Genomic DNA, 19,943 nt, shown 5'->3' with positions numbered 1-19,943 from the left:
GAGGCGCGAAGCCGGGCGGGTGTCTGGTTACGGGGGCGTTCTGTCGCAAATGGCCTAGAATTCGACAGATGTCCCCCGCCTCCGCCCGGCTGGCCTGGCTGGACGCCCTGCGGGGGCCCGCCGCGCTGGCCGTCACCGCGCACCACGCGGGCTGGTCCTTCGTCCCCGCCGCGTGGGCGGTCGTGGACCGCAGGATCGACCTCGGCACGTGGGGCGTCTTCGTGTTCTTCCTGGTCAGCGGCTACATCATCCCGGCGTCCCTGGAACGGCGCGGCGACCTGCGCGCCTTCTGGACCGGCCGGGCCTTCCGCCTGCTGCCGCTGCTGCTGGCCGCCCTCGGCCTGGCGTTCCTGCTCGCCCTCGCGGGCCTGTTCCCGCTGGATCCGCGCCTCGGCGAGCGTCCCGCGCCGCTGGTCGCGCTCGGCAACCTGACGATGCTCCAGGAACTGCTCAACCTGCCGCCCGTCATCGGCGTGACCTGGACGCTGTCGTACGAGATGGCGTTCTACCTGATCAGCGTGGCGCTGTTCGCGACCGGTCAGGCCCGCAGGTCGGCGGGCATCGCCGTCGCGCTGGCGGCGCTGGCCGTGCCGGCGGGGCTGCTGCTGCCGGGCGCGTCGATCAACGGCGGGGCCGACCTGACCGCCGCGCTGCTCGTCCTCGCGGTCGTGGCGGCGATCGCGGTCACCGTCCTCGGAGACGGCCGGGCCCGTACGGCGGCCGCCGCGGCGGGCGGGCTGCTCGGGCTGGCGCTGGTGGTCCTGGGCAGCCGGGCCGGCACCTGGCAGGGCGTGATCGTCCTGGCCGCCATGTTCGCCGGGACCGCGGTGTACCGCGCCGAGCGGGGCACGATTTCCTGGCGGGCCGCCGGGCTCGCCTGCCTGGCGGTGGTGGCCTGCGGCGTCCCCGCCAAGGACGACCCGGGATGGGCGCCCGCGCTCGTGCTCGCGTTCGCCGTGTTCGGGGTGGGGCTGGCGTTGCGCCACAGGGCGTTCCCGCGCGTCCTGACCCGGCTCGGGGTGATCAGCTTCTCCGTCTACCTGCTGCATCCGCTGCTGCTGCGCCTGCTGCCGAACCTGGTGCTGTACTACCTGGTCCTGATCCCGCTGTGCCTGGTGACGTACCACGTGATCGAGGCCCCGGCCCAGCGGCTCGGCCGCCGGCTGAGCGGGTCGCGGGCCCCCGTCCGGAAGTAGGGACCGACGCCGCGGGCGGGCACCCCCCAGCCCCCGCCCGCGCGTCCGGTGCCGCGAGCGGGTCCCGCTCGCGGAGGTGGCCGCCGCCGTCAGGCGACCACGAGTGACTGGGCCCTGAACTCCCTTCCCGCCACGATCTCCGAGACGAACCCGTCGGGTCCGACGGGCCGGTCGCCGATCAGCGTGACCCGGTGCAGCGTGCGCGGCACGTCGAGGTGGTCGAGGTCGGACGGGGCCAGATGGGCGGTGGCGCGGTTGTCCCAGAAGGCGACGCTGCCCGGCCGCCAGCGGAAGCGCACGGTGTACTCGGGCCGGGTGAGCTGCTCGTACAGCAGGTCGAGGAGGCGGCGGCTCTCCACGGCCGACAGGCCCACGATGTGGTCGGTGAACCCGGGGTTGACGAACAACGCCCGCTCACCGGTCTCCGGATGCACCCGCACCACCGGGTGCACGGAGATGAGCAGGTTGTCGTTGACGCGCTTGACCAGCTTGCCGTCCTCGTCGGCGGCCTGGTAGCCGGCCAGGAAGCGGTGTTCGGCGCGCAGGCCGTCCACCAGGTCGCGCAGCGGCGCGGACAGGCCCTCGTAGGCGGCCACCAGGTTCGTCCACTGGGTGTCGCCGCCGAACTCCGGCACGGTCTCGGCCCGCAGGATCGAGGCGGCGGGCGGGTTGACGGCGGCGGTGACGTCGGTGTGCCAGCCGGAGAAGTAGGAGTAGCGCCTCCTCTGGTAGAGCTCGCGGTAGTTGACGCCGTAACGCTTCTCGTACCGGCGGGGGTCGATGGTCAGGATCTGCGGGAACTCCTCGGGCGGCGCGTCCTCGTGCGGGTGGGCGTGGGTCAGCTCGCCGAACTGGCGGGCGAAGGCGATCTGCGCGGCGTGGTCGAGCTCCTGCCCGCGGAAGAACACGACTTTGTACGCGAGCAGCGCCTGGCGGATCTCCTCGACCACGGACGGATCGAGCGGGTGGGCCAGATCGACGCCGGTGATCTCGGCGCCGATGTGCCCGGCGACGCGCCGGACGGTGAGCACGCTGGTGGGGGTCGACATGGTTCGGCCACTCCTCTGAGCTTCGGGGAAGGTCTGGGGGAAGGACGCTCGGGCGTCCGAGGAGAGCGGGGACCCGGAGGTCACCGCACGGCACAGAGCGCGCTCGCCTGCCGCCGGAGATCGACGTGGAGGCGGGCCACCAGAAGGCTCTTCACACCCCTGATCCTGCGCGAAATTCCCCACAAAAGCAATAGGTAATGCATGAAAGACGGATCAGCTCCTGCCGGGGCCGCCGTCCGTCACCGTGACCCGGCCCGAGTACGCCGAGGTGCCGTCCGGGTTGAGCTGGAGGATCGGGATCTCCTTGGTCTGGCGGGCGCCGCCCTCGACGATCCTGATCGGGCCGCTGGCGCCCTCGACCGACACCGTGCCGCTGGTCAGCATGTTCGCCATGTCCTGCGGCGAGGGCACGTCCGGCTCGCGGGCGAACGCCTTGGCCGTCTCCAGGGCCACGAACATGGCGTCGTGGTGCATGATCGCCATGCCGTCGTCGAGACTCTCGTGCGGGAACATGCGCCGGAAGCTGTCGGGGTCGTCCCCCTCGAACCTGGCCCGGATCGCCGTGAGCACCCCGCCGCCGGGCAGCGCGAGGCTCGCCGGGTGGGCCAGGGCCGTGTAGAAGAGCCGGATCCGGGTGTCCCCCCACATGCCGAGGTCGACCTTGCGGTTCATCTCGCTGGCGTCGTCGCCGGTGACCACGGTGACGCCGGGCCGGACGCACCGCTCGCGCTGGCTGAGCGCCTGCATCAGCGCGGGCAGCTGCTCGCTGCGCCCGGCGTACAGGACGGTGTTCGCGCCGGAGTTGCAGACGCGCTCGGCGATGACGTCGAGCACGGTGCCGGAGAACCTGGTCGAGGAGTCGAAGGACAGCTCCATAACGCGTTCCCGGCCGGCCAGCGAGCCGGTGTAGAACCGGGCGAGGGTCTTGACGTAGCTGTCGGCCGGGTTGAGGTCCTTGATCACGACCGCCTTGAGCCCGGGGTTGACCTTCCTGGCGTGCACCACCCCGGCCTGGGCCTGCTCGCTGTTCAGGGCCGCGACGCGGGCCAGGCCGGGGAAGCCGGTGAGCTCGTCGGAGGTGATGACCGCCGAGACCATGGCGTACCGGCTCGCGCTCAGGCTCGCGACCGTCCCGCGGGTCGCGCCGGTGCTGGCGCCGAGCCCGGTCACGGCCACGATGTGCTCCTCCGCGGTCCGGTCCCGGACGGCCTCGACCGTCGGCTCCCAGTCCTGCGGCCCGTCGCTGGCCACCAGCACCCGCACGTACGGCGGCGAGGACGGCTGCCGGTTGCGCCACACCTGCGCCAGGTGGACGCCCTCCAGTCCGTGCCTGATGCTCTCCCGGTTCAGGGCGATGTCGGTGAGTGAGCCGGTCATCGGGAACATCGCGACGACGGTCACGTAGTCGTCCGGGTGCTCCTTCTCCACCGCGGCGTTCTCGGCGGCGATGCGGCTCATGACCGGGGCCAGGTCGGGCCCGAAGGCGTCGCTGTCGTCGGTGAGTCGCGCCGTCCTGACGTAGAGCCCGAGGACGACGACGGCCGCCACGACGAGCGCCCCCGCCAGCGCCCTGCGCAGCAGGACGCGGTTGCGGCGGCCCGCCGCCCACTTCGCGCCGACCTCCGCCGGCGCCGGATCGCCCGCCCCGGCCGTGCCGAGGTCACCGTCGTCGCTCATACCTGTCGGCCTCCCGTAGCAAGATCGCCGGACTGGTGGTGGACCGCCTGGCCAGGTCCCGCAGCCCGCGCGCGACCTGCTCGGCCCGGCTCCCTGACGGGTCGAGCAGCGGGTCGAGCCAGAACCAGCGGTCCACGACCAGGGCCCTGACCACGACGAGCCAGTCCCCGCGCTCATGCGGGGCGGCGGTCGCCACCAGGGAGTCGTACAGCTCGTCCAGGGGGGTGACCAGCGGCAGCCGGTTGGGGGCGGCGGTCACCTCGTTGAAGCCGGCCAGCCATTCCGGCAGCCGGCTGCGGCCGTCCTCGCGCACGTCGAGCCGGTCGAAGAGCCGGTGCAGGCGCCCGGCCACGTGGGCGAGATGGCCCTCGGGGTCGTCCGGGCCGACGCGGGCCAGGCGGTGGTGCAGGCTGCGCGGGTTCTCCTCGCCTCCGGGGCCGAGGTGGAAGCGTTCCAGGTCGTCGTGCACGTCGTCCCAGCGGCCGGTGACGGCGAGCCGGTGCAGCAGCAGCCGCCGCAGCCACGGATGGATCACGGTGACCTGGGGGCCGGGCGCCCCCTCGTAGCGGCCGTGCGGGTCCCGCTCCTCCGGACGGCGGTCGAGCCAGAGCAGGTCGGCCAGCTCGTTGCGCAGGTTCGGCGTCCGGCCGGCCCGCTTGAGCAGGGCGCTCTCGGCGTCGTCCACGTTCCTGGCCGCCGCCCAGTCGGTGAGCTCGTCGAGGTGGGCCAGGTGCAGCCGGTCGGGCCAGCGCAGCAGGTCCTCGCGGCACACGACGGCGCGGAAGGCGTCGTCGTCCTGGGCCGTGGCGGCGAGCCTGCCCAGGCGCCGGGTCACGGCCGGATGGCCGCCGGTCAGCTCCCGGACGGCCGAGGCGTAGGCGCGCGACCTGTCGGCCTCCAGCGGCGGCATCAGCACGGGGTACCACCACGGCTGCTCCCGGGCGTCGTAGCCGGCCCGCCAGTCGCGGTAGCTCGCCTCCGCCAGCGTGGGCGGGTGGGCCGCGCCGGGCACGACCGTGCCGGGACGCGCCCACGAGCCCCCCATCGGCAGCCACTCCCTCGACTCGGCCACCACCAGCAGCGGGTCGGCGCCCTTGGCCGGGCCGAGCGCCCTGAGCAGCGCGCGGCCCGCCGCGGTCTCGGCACCCTCCAGCAGCAGCAGGCAGCTCCTGGCGTGGCGGTGGCTCTTGGACCAGGAGTCGGCGAGGTCGGCGACCAGGGCCCGGCACAGGATCGCCCCGGCGGACCCGGACGGGTCGCCGCCGTGGCCGTCCCGCCGTCTGGCCAGGTCGATCACGTTGCCGTTGGCCATCTGGGCGGCCAGCCACGTCCTGCCCTTGTCGTTGAGCAGCCTGACCACGCGGCGGCGCTGGCCCCGCGCGGCGTACTGGAGCACCGAGGTGAGCGCGGCCAGCGGCTCGGCCCCCGGGATGCGGCCGAGCAGGTCGCGCAGCAGGGACAGGGCGTCGGACAGCCGCTCGGGGTCGCCGCCGTCCACGAGGTCGTCCAGTTCGCCGGCCAGCTCGTTGTCGGAGCGGTCCCGCGGGTCCAGGGCCAGCACGTGCAGCGCGAAGACCACCCGGGGCAGCCGGACGCTGGAGGTCTCCATCAGGTCGTGGGCGATGCGCTCGACGGTCTTGACCACCGGCGCGTCGCGCAGCCCCGGCAGCCGGAAATCCACCCGCACCCGGGGCGACTCGGGCCTGGTGACGCTCCTCCAGACGCGGGTGATGCACACCTCGCGGTCGGTGCCGTCGGGGCCGAGCAGCACGATGACCGGGAGCCGGTCGCCGCTCCCGAGCGGGAGGCACTCCTTCGTCACCAGGCGAAGGTGAGCGTCGTTGAACGAATCCGCCATCGCAGCAACCTGCCGGGTCGTCGTCGCCGGTGCGTGCCCGAATGAGCCCGGGTGGGCCTGGAACGATTTCGCAGTGAGCATCGCCCCGCGGACGCTCGTTTCCATCATAGAAACGAAGCAGCGGACGTCGCGGAAAAACCCGGATGAATCCGGAGCCTCCGGCCGGGGCCGGAGGCTCCGGCCGGGGTCAGGGGTGCGGGCGCTCGTCCACCACCTGCAACACCTTCCCGGTACGCGGGTGCGTCACCAGCTCCGACGGCCGCACCCATTCGACGGTCAGGGGGTGCACCAGCCCCTCGGCCACGGACTTCGGGTAGAGCGGCTTGGCCGCGTACACGGCGTCCACGAGCCGCCGGGTCAGGCCGGGCGGCGGCTCCTGCGTGCAGGCCAGCCGGAGCAGCAGGCCGTCCTTGCCGTCCCAGCGGCGCTGGACCATCTGCATCGCCGACATCGCCCGGTCCGGGTCGGCGGCGACCAGCACGGCCCGGACGGCCTCGCTGGACATCGCCACCGTCTCCACCCTGGCCCCCTCCGACGTCCTGCCGACCAGCCGGAAGGCCCGGCATTCCGCGTCGGTCCACTCCCCCAGGTCGCCGACCGGGTAGCGGATGACCGGCATCAGCGTCCTGAACAGGTTGGTGACGACCACCCGCCCGCGCACGCCAGGCGTGGTGACCGGGTCGCCGGTCACCTCGTCGATCAGCTCCACCAGGGTGCGGTCGGGGAACGCCTCGTGCACCCGCACGTCCGCGCCCGCCACGGGGCCGCCGATCAGCCCGGCGTCCACGGAGGCGTAGCCGAGCGAGGCGATCACCGCGCCGGGGAAGGCCTTGGCGAGCTGCGGACGCAGGTCGTCGAAGAGCAGGTCGCCGGCGAACAGCAGCAGCTCCACGGTGTCCGCGCCGCGCCCGCGCGCGATCACCGCCTCGGCCACCTTGCCGAGCTTCATCGGCGGCCCCGCCAGCACGTGCACGCCGAACAGCTCGATCAGGTCGGCGATGTAGCCGTCCTCGGCGTGGCAGGCGATGGGCAGGCGCACGTTCTCCACGGGGGCGTTGTGCAGGGCGTGCTCGATGTAGAGGAAGCCGCCGTACATCTCGCCGGCGGAGAACAGGTTCGCCACCCGGTGGCCGGGCCGCAGCCCGGCCCGCACCATGCCGGCGCCGAACGCGGTCACCGAGTCGGCGTGCTCGGAGCGCGTCCAGGGGGAGAACTTGGGCGCTCCGGTGGTGCCGCCGGAGGCGTAGACGCCGGCGTCGGTCAGGGGGCCGGTCAGCAGCCTGTTGTCCGGGTAGGTGTTGGCGGCCCAGAAGGCGTTCTGGTCGATGATCGGCAGCGCGGTGAGGTCGGCCACGCCGTCGGGCAGGTCGCGGTAGAGCTCGGCGTAGAACGGCGAGTGCCGGCGGGCGAAGCCGATCAGGTCACGCAGGGACTTGGCGGGCATGTGTCACTCCTTGGTCGTCGATGCTCAGATCCGGCTGCTTGCGAGGCTGGGGACCCGCGCCAGCACCCGGCGGCGGTAGAACCACCAGTTGGTGGCCAGGAAGACGGCGTAGGCGCCGATGAACACCTGGAGGGCGGGCGCGACGGAACCCGACCCGGCCAGCGAGACGGCGAAGCCCCTGGGGATGAGGAACCCGCCGAACGCGCCGACCGCGGAGGCGATGCCGATGGCCGCCGCGGCCTCGCGCCTGGCCCGCAGCCGCACGTCCGGCGACCCGTGCCCGGCCTGCGCGGTGAAGATGGCCGGGATCATCCGGTACGTGGACCCGTTCCCCGCCCCCGAGGCGACGAACAGCAGCAGGAACGCGCCCAGGAAGAGCGGGAAGCTGTGCCGTCCGAGCGCGGCCAGCGCGGCCACGGCCCCGGCGGCCATGGCGACGAACGACCACGAGGTGACCCTGGCCCCGCCGTGCCGGTCGGCCAGCCAGCCGCCGGCCGGCCGCGCCAGCGACCCGGCCAGCGGCCCGAGGAAGGCCAGGTACGGCGAGGCGGACTGGGCGAACGCCGACTGGGCGACCAGCGGGAACGCCGCCGAGTAGCCGATGAACGAGCCGAAGGTGCCGATGTACAGGAAGGACATCACCCAGGTGTGCGGACGCAGGAACGCCCTGCCCTGGGTGCCGAAGCCGGTCCTGGCGACGGCCAGGTTGTCCATGAACAGGTACGCGCACAGCGCGGCGGCCACGACGAGCGGCATCCACACCAGCCCGGCGTACGCCAGGCCGCCCGCCGCCACCAGCGGGATCAGCAGTTGCACGACCGCCACGCCCAGGTTCCCGCCGGCCGCGTTCACGCCCAGCGCGAACCCCTTGCGCCGCTCCGGGTAGAAGTAGGAGACGTTGGCCATGGAGGAGGCGAAGTTGCCGCCGCCGAGCCCGGCCGTGGCCGCGGCGGCCAGGAACATCCAGTAGGGTCTGGCCGGATCGGTGACCAGCCAGGCCAGCAGCCCCGTCGGCGCCAGGAGCAGCAGGGCGCTGGCCACGTTCCAGTTGCGCCCGCCGAAGGCCGAGACGGCGAAGGTGTAGGGCAGCCGCAGCGTGCTGCCGACCAGGTTCGGCACCGCGACCAGCCAGAAGAGCTGGTCCACGGTGAACGGGAAGCCCGCCTTCGGCAGCAGGACGACGACGGCGCTCCACAGCAGCCACACCGCGAAGCCGAGATGCTCGACGAAGATGGAGAAGATCAGGTTCCTGGTGGCGACGCGGCGTCCGACGGCCGCCCAGAACCCCGCGTCCTCGGGTTCCCAGTGCTCGATCCAGCGTCCGGTCCGCCGTTTCTGCCCGCTCATGAGGTCTTCCCTTCGCTGGTGGGACGGCCGGCGACCACGACGCCGTGGCCGCGGAACTCGGCGACGATCTCGCCCGCCGGGCGGCGCACGGTGACGTCGTAGACGCCGTGCCTGCCGTGCCTGGCCCGTTCCGTGGCCTCGGCCACCAGCACGTCGCCCGCCGCGGCCGGGCGCAGGAACGTCACCTGGGCGCTGTGGGCCAGCATGACCGGGCCGCGGCTGTTGCAGGCGTGGTCGAAGGCGGCGTCGGCGAGCAGGAACAGGTAGCCGCCGTGGGCGACGCCGTGCCCGTTCACCATGTCCTCGGTGACGCGCATGCGCAGCCGGGCCCGGCCGCCGGCGGCCTCCTCCAGCGCGATGCCGAGCGCCCGGCAGGCCGGGTCGGGGCCGGTCGCGGGGCCGGTCGCGGGGCCGGTCGCGGGGCCGGTCGCGGGGCCGGTCGCGGGGCCGGTCGCGGGGCCGGTCATGGGGTGGCTCCCAGCCAGGTCCTGGCCATGGACTGGACGGCCGAGCCGTCGGGGTCGGCGAGCTTGCCGGCCACGTACTGCGCCACCCAGGGCCCGGTCGGGATGCGGAAGGGCGGGTCGGCGGCGGTCAGCGCGTCCACGATCACGTCGGCCACCTGCCAGGAGGTCTGGCCGGCGCCCTCCCAGCCGGGGCCGCACACCCAGTCGAGGTAGGCGTCGAAGGCCGGGGCGTACGGGCCGGAGGCGGCCCGGATGGTCTTCCGGTTGATGTCCGGAAAAATCCCGAACCGGGTGTCGGAGACGAAGCCGGGCACCACCACGCTCACCCGTACGCCGTGCGCCGCCGCGACCGGCGCCAGGCTCTCCATGAACCCCTCGACCGCCGCCTTGGCCGCCGCGTACGCCTCGTTGAACGGCTGGCCCACGACGCCGTGCACGCTGCCGACCGTCACCAGCCGGCCTCCGGCGGCCCGCAGCAGCGGCATCGCCACCCGGCTGACCTCGATCACGCCGAAGAAGTTGACCTCGAAGTTGGCGCGCAGCGCCTCCGGCGTGGACATCTCCATCGTGGGGTCGAAGTTCGACACGCCCGCGTTGTTGACCAGCGCGTCCAGCCCTCCGTACGTCTCGCGCACGCCCTTCACGCACGCCCGCGCCGAGGCGGGGTCGGTGACGTCGAGCGGGCGGACGTCCAGGGTGACGCCGGCCCGGTCGGCCGCCGCGCGCAGGTCGCCGTCCCGGGCGAGGTCGCGCATGGTGGCCACCACCGTCATGCCGGCCCGCGCGGCGGTCACCGCCGTGGCCAGCCCGATGCCCGACGACGTCCCGGTGATCAGCACGGTCGTCATGACGCGCTCCCCGCCAGGTGCGCCCGCCGCTCGGCCCGGTCCATGCGGGCCTGGATCCCCGAGGCGGGCAGGAACGAGAAGGCGGCCAGCAGCGTGCCGCCGGCCATGACCGCCTGCGCCGCGCCGAGCACGCCCAGCGCGGGCGTCAGCAGCGTGACCGCCGACCCGCCCGCGAGCGCGGCCAGCGGGATCACCCCCCAGGTCGCCGTGCGGAACGCGGCGTGCATGACGCCCTGGTTCTCGGCGGCCATCCGCGACTGCCGGATCGGCGCGCTGCACACGTTGATGCACGACATGAAGAAGCCGTAGCAGCCGAACGTCACGCCGATCACCGGCGCGGCGGGCAGCGCGGGCGCGGCCAGCACGCCGAGGCCGACCAGGCAGTGCAGCAGCAGCGCCCAGGCCATGGTCCGGCCGAGCCCGAGCCGGTCGCTGATCTTCGGGGCGGCCAGCGCGCCGAGCACCGCGCCGACGGCCGCCGCCGACATCGCCGCGCCGAACACCCCCACCGAGACGCCGAGCCCCTGGTAGGCCAGCACCGGCAGGACCGTGACGAAGACCGGCCCGCCCGAGTTGAGCACCACCGCGGCCAGCACCACCCGGCGCAGCACCGGGTCGGCCCAGTTCAGCCGGAAGCCGAGCATCAGCCGCGAGCGCACCGGCACCCGCTCCCCGGTCGTGACGCCCCACGGCTTCATGGCCCGCAGGCACGCCGCCGAGACCAGGTAGCTGGCCGCGTCCACGAGCAGCGAGGCGACGCCGAGCAGGTGGTACAGGCCCGCCGCGATCGACGGCCCGGCCACCTCCGACACCGTGCTGCTGCCCTCCAGCCGCGAGTACGCCCGCACCAGCCGGTCCTGCGGCACGGTCGTGGGCACGGCGACGAGGTAGCCGATGTTGAAGAAGATGGTCGCGCCGCTGATCAGCGCCACGCACACGAACAGCACCGGCGTCGAGAGCACCCCGCACCAGTACGCGACCGGGATGACCCCCACCGCCACCAGCCGGACGAGGTCGCACACGACCATGGTCAGCCGCTTGTCCCACCGGTCCACGAGCACCCCGGCGATCGGCCCGAGCAGCGGGATGCCCAGGTACTGGGCCATGGCCACGATGCCGACCTCCAGCGCGGAGGCGTGCAACACGAAGATCATCAGCGTCGGCACGACGAACACGGTGATCCGGTCGCCGAGCAGGCTCACCGTCTGGCCGCTCCAGTAGAGGCCGAACTCCCTGCCGAGCGACCCCGGCATCCTCACTGTTCCTCCCGCACGACGAAGGAGGAGGTCTTGCCGGTGCGGTCGTTGCCGATCAGCGCGTCCACCGCGCGGACGCGGAAGGAGCCGGGGTCGTGCTGGAAGGCCGTGCTGAGGGTGAAGGTGGCGGCCAGGAGGTCGTGGCGCAGCCGTTCGGCCAGGTCGGGCGGGGTGTCGGGGCCGGTCAGCAGCAGCACGTCCACGCCGGAGACCCGGCCCTGCCTCTCGGTGATCAGGACCTGGGCGCGCAGCACGCCGGGCTCGCGCTCGGCCTGGGCGACGACGTCGTCCACGTGCAGGCCGAGGCCGCGCACCTGGACGACCGAGTCCCGGCGGCCCAGGATGCGCAGCGCCCTGCCGTCCCGGCCGCAGGGGCAGGAGACCAGGCGGCCGGCGTCGCCGGTGCGGTAACGCAGCACCGGGTTGAGCATGTCGGGGTTGAGCGTGGTGAAGTCCAGCAGCTCGTCGGCGTCGATGTGCACGAGCTGGTCGGGCAGCGGGTGGAAGACGTCGGCCGGGCAGTCCGGGGTGTTGGTGGCGGCGACCCAGGTCTCGGTGCTGCCGAACATGCCCCAGCGGCGGGCGTCCGGGGCGACCTCGGCCAGGTCCTCGTCGAGCTGGGGATGCCAGGCCTCGCCCAGCCAGAGCACCTTGCGCAGCGCGGGCAGGCGCAGGCCGGCCGCCCTGGCGTGGGCGAACCACAGCCGCAGCACGCTGGGCGTGCCGCCGAACGCGGTCACCTTGCGGTCGGCGAAGAAGCCGAGCCAGTCGCCGTACTCCTCCTTGCCGACCGAGCCCAGGGCGATGACCCGGCAGCCGGACAGGTCGGCGAAGGCGGCGGCCAGGAAGTGGGCGCCCCACATGCGGCCGGCGCCCCAGGCGTTGACGAAGACGTCGTCCGGTTCCAGCGGCTGCCAATGGCGGTGCACGCCCTCCATGTAGAAGCCGGTGGGGGCGTAGCCGACCTTGGGCGCGCCGGTGCTGCCGCCGCTCTGGAACAGCCAGGTCGCGCCGTGCCCGGCCTTGGGCTCCAGGTGTGCGAGCGCGACGTTGAGGTCGTCCTTGACCAGCGGCGGCAGGGCGGCCAGGTCCTCCAGCGTGAGCACCTTCTCGTGGCCCTCGTAGCGCGGCGCGAGCGCGGGCACGCTCCTCAGCCGCTCCAGCGAGCGCCTCGGGACGTGCAGCAGCGGCTCGGCCGCCGCGGACGTCAGCGAGAACGATTCGGTCATGGGGGTCACCAGCTCTCGGGTTCGTGCGAAGGGTGGTTCTGCGGGAGGCCGGCTTGCGCAAGGCCGGCTTGCGGGAGGCGGTCTTTGAGGAAGCGGGCGTGGCCGTCGCGGTAGGCCGTCCAGCGGGCGCGGGTGACGTCGCGCTGGAGGGTGCGGGCGGGGTCGCCGAGGTCGGGCGCGATCACGCCGTCGGGCTCCAGCTCGGAGAACCAGTAGCGCTCGCCGTCGTGCAGGAAGTCGACGCAGAAGAACGGGATGGGCAGCCGCTCGTAGAAGTACGCCGTGGCCGCCGCCAGCTCGGGCGGGACGGGCGGGAACTCCATCGTGCCGCCCCTGCTGGCGTTGGCGACCGGCGAGCCCGGCTCCGGGATGCGCTTCATGACCGCGATCGGCTCGCCGTCCACGACGTAGACGCGGTAGTCCACCGTGCCGTCGCCCAGGTAGGGCTGGACGACGAGCGTGGTGTCGCCGCCCTGGGCGAGGCTGGCCAGGCCGCGCAGCTCCTCGGAGTCGCGGGCCAGGTTCACCCCGCCGCCGCCGCACCAGCCGGACGGCTTGACCAGGGCCGGGTAGGTGAGACCGGCGATGGCGGCCTCGTACAGGTGCTTGCTGGTGTCCCGGCCGGTGCCGATGCGCAGGGTCGGGATCGGCGGCACGGGCGAGTCGCGCAGCCGCAGGACGGTGGCCAGCTTGTCGTTGGCCACCGGCGACAGGGACGGCGGGAACGGCAGGTAGAAGCCGGCCTCCTCCAGCACGGCGTAGAGGGCGTACTGGTTGAAGACGTCCATGGACTGGTAGGGCAGGGAGTACAGGGCGGTGATGAAGAGCGTGTCCTCGGGGGTGACGGGCTCGTCGTCCACGAAGACGCGGGGGCGGCCGGGCTCCAGGGCGTCCACGGTGACCGAGTCCGGGGAGTTCCTGGTCCAGCGCAGGCCGAGCTCGGCGGCGACCTCCTCGTACAGGTCCCAGAAGAACGGGTGCCACATCGCGGTGGCCCGGGTGGACTCCCGATCGGGGAAGATCCAGCACATACGGCGCAACGAGCTCATGACTCTCCCTTCTGGCTCGCCCACCAGCGGCGGCCGGGCTCGGGCAGGGTGTCGATCGGGTCGTAGAAGGGGAAGCGGCGTTCCGGGCCGGGCGGCTCCAGCCCGATCCCGTGGCTCCTGGTCCAGTACGAGACGCCGCGTTCCCGGTCGTAGGCGGCGGCCTGGTGCACCCAGCGCTTGCCGACGTAGGGCACGTCGCACACGATCCGGGGCGTGGCGTAGCCGGGCAGGTGGCCCATGATGGCCTCCTGGAGGTGCCGTGCCTGGTGCAGCGGGGTGCGCCAGTGCTCGGCGTTGGGGATCAGGTCGCAGACGTAGAAGTAGTAGGGCAGGATCCCGGCCTCGCCGTGCAGGGCGAAGCACAGGTCGAGCAGGTCGTGCGAGGTGGCGTTCACGCCGCGCATGAGCACGCCCTGGTTGCGCACGTCCCGCACGCCGGCCGCGAGCAGGGCCCCGGCCGCCTCGGCGACCAGCGGCGTCACCGAGCGGGCGTGGTTGGCGTGGGTGTGCACGGCCAGGTTCACCCCGCGGGCCCGCGCGACGGCGGCCACCCGGCCCACGCCCTCGACGACGGCCGGCTGGAGCCAGTGCTGCGGCAGCCCGACCAGCGCCTTGGTGGCCAGCCGGATGTCGCGTACGGACTCCAGCTCCAGCAGCCGCAGCAGGAACGCCTCCAGCCGCGGCCACGGCATGTTCGCCAGGTCGCCGCCGGAGACCACCACGTCGCGGACGGCGGGCGTGCGCTTGAGGTAGTCCAGCATCAGCTCCTGCCGGTCCACCGGCCGCAGCGTGAGCCTGGCCTTGACGACCTGCGGGGTGGAGGTGCCGACCAGGTCCATCCGGGTGCAGTGGCCGCAGTACTGCGGGCACGTGGCCAGCAGCTCGGCCAGCACCTTCGTCGGGTAGCGGTGGGTCAGGCCCTCCACCGCCCACATCTCGGCCTCGTGCAGCGAGTCCCGCTCGGCCCGCGGATGGCTCGGCCAGACCGGGTGCCGGTCGGAGGCGACCGGCACCAGGTAGCGGCGGACGGGATTGGCCAGGAACGCCACCGTGAACGCGGCCGGATCGCCGGCCTCGTCCGGCGCCATGACGTTGAGGAGCTGGGGCGTGACCAGCATGGACATGGTGGCGAAGCGGGCCGCGTCGGCGGCCAGGTCGGCGAGGAAGGCGTCCTGGAGCAGGTCGCCGGTGACGGCGCGGAGCTGCGCCGGGTTGCGCACGCAGTGGGCGCGCTGCCATTGGGCGTCGCGCCACTGCGCCTCGGTGACCCCGCGCCACCCCGGCAGCCGCCGCCAGTCGGGCTCGGCGAGCGCCCGCCGCGCGTACACGTAGGGCCGCTCGGCGGCGGTCCCGGACCCGGCGGTGACGGGCTGGGCGGTCCCGGGCCCGGCGACGGCGGGCCGGGCGGTCCCGGTGCCGTCGGCGGGCCGGCGGGACGTGCCGTCGGTGGGCCGGCGGGACGTGCCGTCGGCGGGGTGGCGGGGCGTGTCGTCGTTCGGGCTCATCCGGCGAACAGCGCCGCGTGCCGGGTGCGGAGCTCGCGCTTGAGCACCTTGCCTGTGGGGCCGAGCGGGTAGTCCTGCTCGGTACGCGCCAGGATCACCGCGGCCAGCGTGGCCAGGCCCGCGTCGGCCAGCGCCTTGTTGGCCTTCTCCCTGATCTCCTCGGCGGTGACCGCGGCGGCCTCGGCCTGCGTCCGTACGACGGCGATCGGCACCTGCCCCTCGGGCCCCGGCACGCCGACGACCGAGCAGTCCTGGACGAGGTCCGCGCAGTCGGCGATGAGGACCTCCTCGACGGGCAGGCTGTAGACCGGCCCGGTCGCGGTGTCGATCACGTCCACGGTGCGGTCGAGGTGGTAGAAGTTGCCCTCGGCGTCCCGGCGGGCGACGTCGCCGGTGAGCCAGAAGCCGTTGAGCTCGAAGCTGCCGGTCAGCCTGGCGTCGTTCCAGTAGCCGGGGGTGCGCGACGGGGTGATCACGCCCAGCAGGCCGACCTCGCCGTCGGGCAGCTCCCGGCCGTTCTCGTCGAGCACGGCGGCCTTGATCACCGCGTCCTGGGGCTTGCCCACGCAGCGGTCGGCGCGCGGCGTCTCGGGCGAGGTGACCTGGCCGAACAGCGCCATGCCCATCTCCGAGGAGCCGAGCCCGTCCACGAACTGGGAGCCGGGCAGCGGCTCGCCGGCGGCCTTGCCTTGCGGCAGCAGCCATGACCTGATCAGCCCCGCGGGCCGCTCGCCGAGCTGGACGAGCCGCCGGATGTGGCCGTAGTGGGCGCTGTCGCCGGTGTTGAACCAGGAGTGCACCCGGGCCGCGCCCCTGACCGGCAGCTCGCCGGTGGCCAGCTCGACGAACGTGCGCGGGAACGAGGCCACCATGGTCGGCTGGAACGCCTCCATGACCGGCTCCACCCCGGCCCGCCGCCAGTCCGACATGATCACGGTCGGCAGCCCGAGCAGCACCGCGGTGAGGAAGTAGCTGAGCCCGCCCGCGTGCGTGTGTGGCATGAGCGACATCAGCCGGTCGTACGGCTCCGCCGGGAAACGCACCATCCGGAGCTGTTTGCCGTCCCAGAAGCTGCGATGTCCGAGGATGGTGGACTTGGGGGTGCCGGTGGTGCCGGAGGAGTGGATGAGCGCCACCACGTCGTCCGGCTCGTGCCGGTACGGGTACTGCTCCGGCAGCCCGGCCGACGCCGCGTCGTGGGCCCGCACCTCGGCCGCCAGGGCGACGAACCGGGGCCGCGCCCGCGGCGTGTTGCGGTAGGCGAGCTGCAGCCGGGTCGTGTCGTCGGCGACCACGCCCACCACGCCGACGTGCTCCAGATAACCGGCCATGACGTCGGCCCGCATGGCGTCGTTGACCATCGCCGGGATCGCGCCGAGCGCGGTGAGCGCCAGGAAGTGCAGCAGCGGCTCCAGTCCCTCGGCGACGACGACGCCCACGGGCTCGCCGGGCCGCACGCCGTTGGCGTGGTACCAGGTGGCGTACCGGTCGCGCAGGGCCGCGAGGTCGGTCAGGCTGTGGCCGCGTAACACGACCTGGCCGCGGTGGTCGGCGTGGTGGCTGAAGACGAAGGGCACCGACCGGTTGGGGTTGGCCGCGAGCGCGTGGTCGAGGAAGTTGCCCGCGCCGAGGCCGGGCTCGGTCATGAAGCCCTGCCGTACGGCCAGGGGGGCGATCGGGGTCGGGTCAGTCATGGATGTGCCTCCACGTCGCGTCGATCTCCGCGGCCACCCGGTGTCCTGAGCGGATGGCGCCTTCCATCAGGCCGAAGAACTCGGTGCTCGTCTCGGTGCCGGCCCAGTGCACCCGCTGGTGGGGGGTCGTCAGCCGCGGGCCGAGCCGCAGCCAGTCGCCCGGCCCGAACAGCGCCGCGTAGCAGCCCCGGCTGTGCTCCTCGCTCAGCCAGTCGGTCACGTGGCAGGCGTCCGGGGCGGGCAGCCCGGGGAACAGCCGCGCGACCTGGGCCCGCGCCCGCTCGGCCTGCTCTCGCGCGGGCAGCGCGGCGAACGCCTTGGCCTGCGCGCCGGTCACGAACCCGGTCAGCACGCCCGCCGAGCCGCCCGCGGGCGAGTCGTCCACGGTGGACAGCAGGGGGCCGTCCGCGCTGACCGACCAGCCCGAAAGGCCCTGCTCGCGCCAGAGCGGCGCGGGGTAGACCAGGTGCACCTTCACCGCGCAGCCGGGCGCCGTACGGGGGCCCGAGCGCGGCGCGGGCAGGCCCGGCCGGAACTCCACGGCGTCGGCCCGCACCGGCGGCACGGCGACCACCACCGCGTCCGCCCTGGTGGCGCCGGTCGCGGTGACGACGTCCACGCCGGAGGCGTCCTGGTGGACCGCGCGCACCGGCTCGCCGAGGCGCACCCGGCCGCCGAGCCGGGCGGCCAGGCGCAGGCACACCTGGTGGGCGCCGCCGTCGATCCGGTCCTCCTGCGCGCCGCCCGCGAAGGCGTTCAGGTAGCGCAGGCCGCCGCCCGAGCGCAGGTAGAAGGCCAGGTGCAGGACGGACACGTCCGCCGGGTCGGCGGCCATCATCTCGCCGGCGAACAGCGGGAAGAACAGCCGCGCGTCGGGGTGCGTCAGGTGCTCGGCGGCCCAGTCCGCCGCGGTGGTGGCGTCCAGGCGGGCGGCGTCCGGCGTCAGCCAGGGGGCGTCGGGACGGACGGCGGCGGCCAGCTCCTCCAGCACGTCGAACAGGCCGCCCAGCGCGACCGCCGACAGGGGCGGGAACTGCCGGGTGACGGGCTCGCCGCCGAGCGCGAACCTGGCCGCCCCGGCGACGGGGGCCGGGGTGGTCTTCAGGTCCAGGTCGGCCAGCAGGGCCGTCAGCGCGGTGTGCCGCCCCCCAGGTACGCCGCGCCCGCGTCGGCCCAGCCGCCGGGGGCGACCTCGATGCCGTGCGTACGCCCGCCGACCCGGTCCCTGGCCTCGATCACGGTGACCTCGGCGCCGGACGCGGCCAGGTCGGCGGCGGCGGTGAGCCCCGCGAGACCCGCTCCCACGACGACGACCCTCATGCCAGGCTCGCGATCTTCTTGGCCAGCGCGGCCGGGGTGGGGGCGTCGAGGAAGTCGTCGAAGTCCAGCTCGGCGCCGCAGTCGCGGGCGATCGCGCTGAGGACGCGGGTGGCGAGCAGCGAATCCCCACCCAAGACGAAGAAATCGGAATCATCCGTTATTTCGGGGTTTTCCAGTACCCGCCGGAAGATGTCTGAGACGGCGGTGACGTCCACGTGCATGATCTCCTTCAGTTGGTGGTGTAGCGCCGGTGCGAACCGGCGCGGTCGACCTTTCCGCTGGTGGTGTAGGCCAGTTCGGGCACGACGGTGATCCGGCCGGGCACCAGGTGACCCGGCACCCGCTCCCGCAGGTACTCCCGGACGTCGTCGGCCAGCCCGCCCTCGGCGCCCCGGCCGGGCTGCTGGTCCCCGGCGTCCCGACCGGGTTTCCGGTGCTCGGCGTCCTGGCCGGGGTTCGGGCGGGGGACGACGTATGCGGCGAGGGTGGTGTGTTCGGCGACCGTGACGCCCGCCACCGCCACCGCGCTCACTCCCGGATGGCCGGCGATGTGCGCCTCGACCTCGGCCGGGTCCACCCGGATGCCCCTGATCTTGAGCTCGTGGTCGAGCCGTCCCTCGTGGACGAGCGCCCCGCCGCCCACCACGGTGACCCGGTCCCCGGTGCGGAAGAAGCGCCCGCCGCCCGCCTCGGGGGTGACGAAGCGCGCGGCGGTCGCCTCCGGCAGGCCCAGGTAGCCCAGCGCCAGGGCCGGCCCGCCGACCAGCAACTCGCCCTCCGCACTCACCCGCTGCTCGACGTGCGCAAGCGCCCACCCGATCGGCACCCGCTCCCCCACCGTCGCCCCGGGCGGGTCCGTCGGCGGGTGCTCCGCCGCGAGCTCGTCGGCCAGCGGGCCGTGCAGGTCGATCGCGTGGGTGATGAGCGTGGTCTCCGTGCACCCGTAGGTGTTGAGCAGGCGGACGCCGCCGGTGTCCAGGGCCCGCCAGTCCGCCAGGCGCGACGGGCTGACGGCCTCGCCGCCGATGATCACCAACCGGACGCACGGGGGCAGAGCCGTCCCTTCGTCGGCCAGGTGCCGTACCAGCTCGTGCCAGAACGCCGTGGGCAGGTCCAGCACGCTGATCCGCTCGTCGGCGACCGCGCGCAACATCCGGCGGAACGAGCCCGAGTGCACGCCGTCGTGGAAGACCAGCGCCGCCCCGCCGGTCAGGGCGGGCAGGATCTCCTCCAGGCAGGTGTCCCAGTTCAGCGAGGCGAACTGGAGTACCCGGTCGGCCGGGGTGATGCCGAACAGCTCGCGCAGCGCCCCGGTCACGACGGAGATCGCCCGCCTGGGCGTCACCACGGGCTTGGGCGCGCCGGTCGAACCGGAGGTGAACAGGACGTACGCGGGCGCATCCCCCGCGACGACCGACAGCTCCCCCACCGGGCCGCCGTCGAGGAAACCGTCGGAGCCGCCGTCGAAGAGGCCGTGGGGACCGCCGTCGAAGGAGCCGTCGGAGCTGCTGTCAGGGGCGCTGTGATCGGGCGGCTCGATCACTCGCACGCCGTCCGGGGCCCATGCGTCCGGGCCGGAGGCGACCAGCGTGCGGCAGCCGGCCGCCGCCAGCATCGCCTGCCGGCGGGCCCGCGGGTGCGCCGGGTCGACGGGCACGTACGCGCCTCCGGCCGCCAGCGTGCCGAGCAGCGCGGCCACCGTCCCCGGCGTGCGGGATGCCGGCACGCCCACCGCCCCGGGATCGGGCCCGAGCCGCCGGGCGACGGCGCGGACCCAGGCGGCCAGCTCGGCGTAGGTGACGGTGCGACCGTCGTGGACCAGGGCCGGACGGCCCGGATGGAGCCCGGCCGTGCGGGCGAACTCATGGAGAACGTCGTGGTGCGGTTCGGACAACGCTGCCTCTTCCCCGGGGCGACGCGACGGGGCCGGCCGCGCGTCGGCGCGTCTGTCAGCCCGTGTCAAGCGAATGTGGAGCGAACCCAAGCGAGATCGCGTTCAGAGTG

The 19,943-nt window shown here is 73.9% G+C and carries 16 protein-coding genes and 1 pseudogene; 1 reads left to right on the top strand and 16 read right to left on the bottom strand.

Annotation, left to right across the window (positions count from 1 at the left end):
- The first annotated feature begins 68 nt into the window (after positions 1-68).
- Entirely contained in the window at positions 69-1,196 is a 1,128-nt protein-coding gene (locus ACIBST_RS28390) for an acyltransferase family protein (RefSeq protein ID WP_397176002.1), read from the top strand.
- A gap of 89 nt (positions 1,197-1,285) precedes the next feature.
- Here ACIBST_RS28390 and ACIBST_RS28385 read toward each other — a convergent pair whose 3' ends face one another.
- The 16 genes and pseudogenes from ACIBST_RS28385 to ACIBST_RS28310 form a co-directional block, all read right to left on the bottom strand.
- Positions 1,286-2,245, bottom strand: a complete 960-nt coding sequence (locus ACIBST_RS28385) for a TauD/TfdA dioxygenase family protein (RefSeq protein ID WP_397176000.1) — start codon at positions 2,243-2,245, stop codon at positions 1,286-1,288.
- A gap of 80 nt (positions 2,246-2,325) precedes the next feature.
- Entirely contained in the window at positions 2,326-2,448 is a 123-nt protein-coding gene (locus ACIBST_RS28380) for a putative leader peptide (protein WP_397175998.1), read from the bottom strand.
- Positions 2,449-2,458: 10 nt separating this feature from the next.
- Positions 2,459-3,922 carry a hypothetical protein gene (locus ACIBST_RS28375; protein WP_397175996.1) on the bottom strand — a complete coding sequence of 488 codons (1,464 nt, stop codon included), beginning with the start codon at positions 3,920-3,922 and terminating at the stop codon, positions 2,459-2,461.
- Positions 3,906-5,744: a hypothetical protein gene (locus tag ACIBST_RS28370; protein WP_397175994.1), complete on the bottom strand. Its 1,839-nt coding sequence runs from the start codon at positions 5,742-5,744 to the stop codon at positions 3,906-3,908. The genes ACIBST_RS28375 and ACIBST_RS28370 overlap by 17 nt, the downstream gene beginning before the upstream one ends.
- A 223-nt stretch (positions 5,745-5,967) precedes the next feature.
- Complete coding sequence (locus tag ACIBST_RS28365) at positions 5,968-7,224, bottom strand: phenylacetate--CoA ligase family protein (protein WP_397175992.1); 1,257 nt, start codon at positions 7,222-7,224, stop codon at positions 5,968-5,970.
- Between the two features lie 24 nt (positions 7,225-7,248).
- Positions 7,249-8,571, bottom strand: a complete 1,323-nt coding sequence (locus ACIBST_RS28360) for an MFS transporter (protein ID WP_397175991.1) — start codon at positions 8,569-8,571, stop codon at positions 7,249-7,251.
- Positions 8,568-9,038, bottom strand: coding sequence for a hydroxyphenylacetyl-CoA thioesterase PaaI (gene paaI, locus ACIBST_RS28355; RefSeq protein WP_397175989.1), 471 nt, complete (start codon positions 9,036-9,038; stop codon positions 8,568-8,570). The genes ACIBST_RS28360 and paaI overlap by 4 nt, the downstream gene beginning before the upstream one ends.
- Positions 9,035-9,886, bottom strand: coding sequence for an SDR family NAD(P)-dependent oxidoreductase (locus ACIBST_RS28350; RefSeq protein ID WP_397175987.1), 852 nt, complete (start codon positions 9,884-9,886; stop codon positions 9,035-9,037). Before ACIBST_RS28350 ends, paaI begins: the two co-directional genes overlap by 4 nt.
- On the bottom strand, positions 9,883-11,139 hold the full coding sequence (locus tag ACIBST_RS28345; RefSeq protein ID WP_397175985.1) for an MFS transporter: 1,257 nt from the start codon (positions 11,137-11,139) through the stop codon (positions 9,883-9,885). Before ACIBST_RS28345 ends, ACIBST_RS28350 begins: the two co-directional genes overlap by 4 nt.
- A gap of 2 nt (positions 11,140-11,141) precedes the next feature.
- On the bottom strand, positions 11,142-12,371 hold the full coding sequence (locus ACIBST_RS28340) for a phenylacetate--CoA ligase family protein (RefSeq protein ID WP_397175984.1): 1,230 nt from the start codon (positions 12,369-12,371) through the stop codon (positions 11,142-11,144).
- 5 nt (positions 12,372-12,376) lie between these two features.
- Positions 12,377-13,420: a RimK family alpha-L-glutamate ligase gene (locus ACIBST_RS28335; RefSeq protein ID WP_397175982.1), complete on the bottom strand. Its 1,044-nt coding sequence runs from the start codon at positions 13,418-13,420 to the stop codon at positions 12,377-12,379.
- A complete protein-coding gene (locus tag ACIBST_RS28330; protein WP_397175980.1) occupies positions 13,417-14,925 on the bottom strand; it encodes a KamA family radical SAM protein in 1,509 nt (502 codons plus the stop codon). Before ACIBST_RS28330 ends, ACIBST_RS28335 begins: the two co-directional genes overlap by 4 nt.
- Complete coding sequence (locus tag ACIBST_RS28325) at positions 14,922-16,619, bottom strand: class I adenylate-forming enzyme family protein (RefSeq protein ID WP_397175978.1); 1,698 nt, start codon at positions 16,617-16,619, stop codon at positions 14,922-14,924. Before ACIBST_RS28325 ends, ACIBST_RS28330 begins: the two co-directional genes overlap by 4 nt.
- Positions 16,612-17,939: pseudogene (locus tag ACIBST_RS28320) on the bottom strand (flavin monoamine oxidase family protein). The gene ACIBST_RS28325 and the pseudogene ACIBST_RS28320 overlap by 8 nt, the downstream one beginning before the upstream one ends.
- Positions 17,936-18,154, bottom strand: coding sequence for a phosphopantetheine-binding protein (locus ACIBST_RS28315; protein ID WP_352324385.1), 219 nt, complete (start codon positions 18,152-18,154; stop codon positions 17,936-17,938). The pseudogene ACIBST_RS28320 and the gene ACIBST_RS28315 overlap by 4 nt, the downstream one beginning before the upstream one ends.
- A 14-nt stretch (positions 18,155-18,168) precedes the next feature.
- Positions 18,169-19,833, bottom strand: coding sequence for an AMP-binding protein (locus tag ACIBST_RS28310; protein ID WP_397175977.1), 1,665 nt, complete (start codon positions 19,831-19,833; stop codon positions 18,169-18,171).
- Positions 19,834-19,943: the final 110 nt, after the last annotated feature.

The organism is Nonomuraea sp. NPDC049684, assembly GCF_044465345.1.
Classification (GTDB): Bacteria; Actinomycetota; Actinomycetes; order Streptosporangiales; family Streptosporangiaceae; genus Nonomuraea.
This window is presented reverse-complemented; position numbering and strand designations above follow the sequence as displayed.

Excerpts from the sequence above, each read along its gene's own strand:
- ACIBST_RS28390 (WP_397176002.1), top strand. The coding sequence starts at position 69 with ATGTCCCCCGCCTCCGCCCGGCTGGCCTGGCTGGACGCCCTGCGGGGG.
- ACIBST_RS28385 (WP_397176000.1), bottom strand. The coding sequence starts at position 2,245 with ATGTCGACCCCCACCAGCGTGCTCACCGTCCGGCGCGTCGCCGGGCAC.
- ACIBST_RS28380 (WP_397175998.1), bottom strand. The coding sequence starts at position 2,448 with ATGCATTACCTATTGCTTTTGTGGGGAATTTCGCGCAGGATCAGGGGT.
- ACIBST_RS28375 (WP_397175996.1), bottom strand. The coding sequence starts at position 3,922 with ATGAGCGACGACGGTGACCTCGGCACGGCCGGGGCGGGCGATCCGGCG.
- ACIBST_RS28365 (WP_397175992.1), bottom strand. The coding sequence starts at position 7,224 with ATGCCCGCCAAGTCCCTGCGTGACCTGATCGGCTTCGCCCGCCGGCAC.
- ACIBST_RS28360 (WP_397175991.1), bottom strand. The coding sequence starts at position 8,571 with ATGAGCGGGCAGAAACGGCGGACCGGACGCTGGATCGAGCACTGGGAA.
- paaI (WP_397175989.1), bottom strand. The coding sequence starts at position 9,038 with ATGACCGGCCCCGCGACCGGCCCCGCGACCGGCCCCGCGACCGGCCCC.
- ACIBST_RS28350 (WP_397175987.1), bottom strand. The coding sequence starts at position 9,886 with ATGACGACCGTGCTGATCACCGGGACGTCGTCGGGCATCGGGCTGGCC.
- ACIBST_RS28345 (WP_397175985.1), bottom strand. The coding sequence starts at position 11,139 with ATGCCGGGGTCGCTCGGCAGGGAGTTCGGCCTCTACTGGAGCGGCCAG.
- ACIBST_RS28340 (WP_397175984.1), bottom strand. The coding sequence starts at position 12,371 with ATGACCGAATCGTTCTCGCTGACGTCCGCGGCGGCCGAGCCGCTGCTG.
- ACIBST_RS28335 (WP_397175982.1), bottom strand. The coding sequence starts at position 13,420 with ATGAGCTCGTTGCGCCGTATGTGCTGGATCTTCCCCGATCGGGAGTCC.
- ACIBST_RS28330 (WP_397175980.1), bottom strand. The coding sequence starts at position 14,925 with ATGAGCCCGAACGACGACACGCCCCGCCACCCCGCCGACGGCACGTCC.
- ACIBST_RS28325 (WP_397175978.1), bottom strand. The coding sequence starts at position 16,619 with ATGACTGACCCGACCCCGATCGCCCCCCTGGCCGTACGGCAGGGCTTC.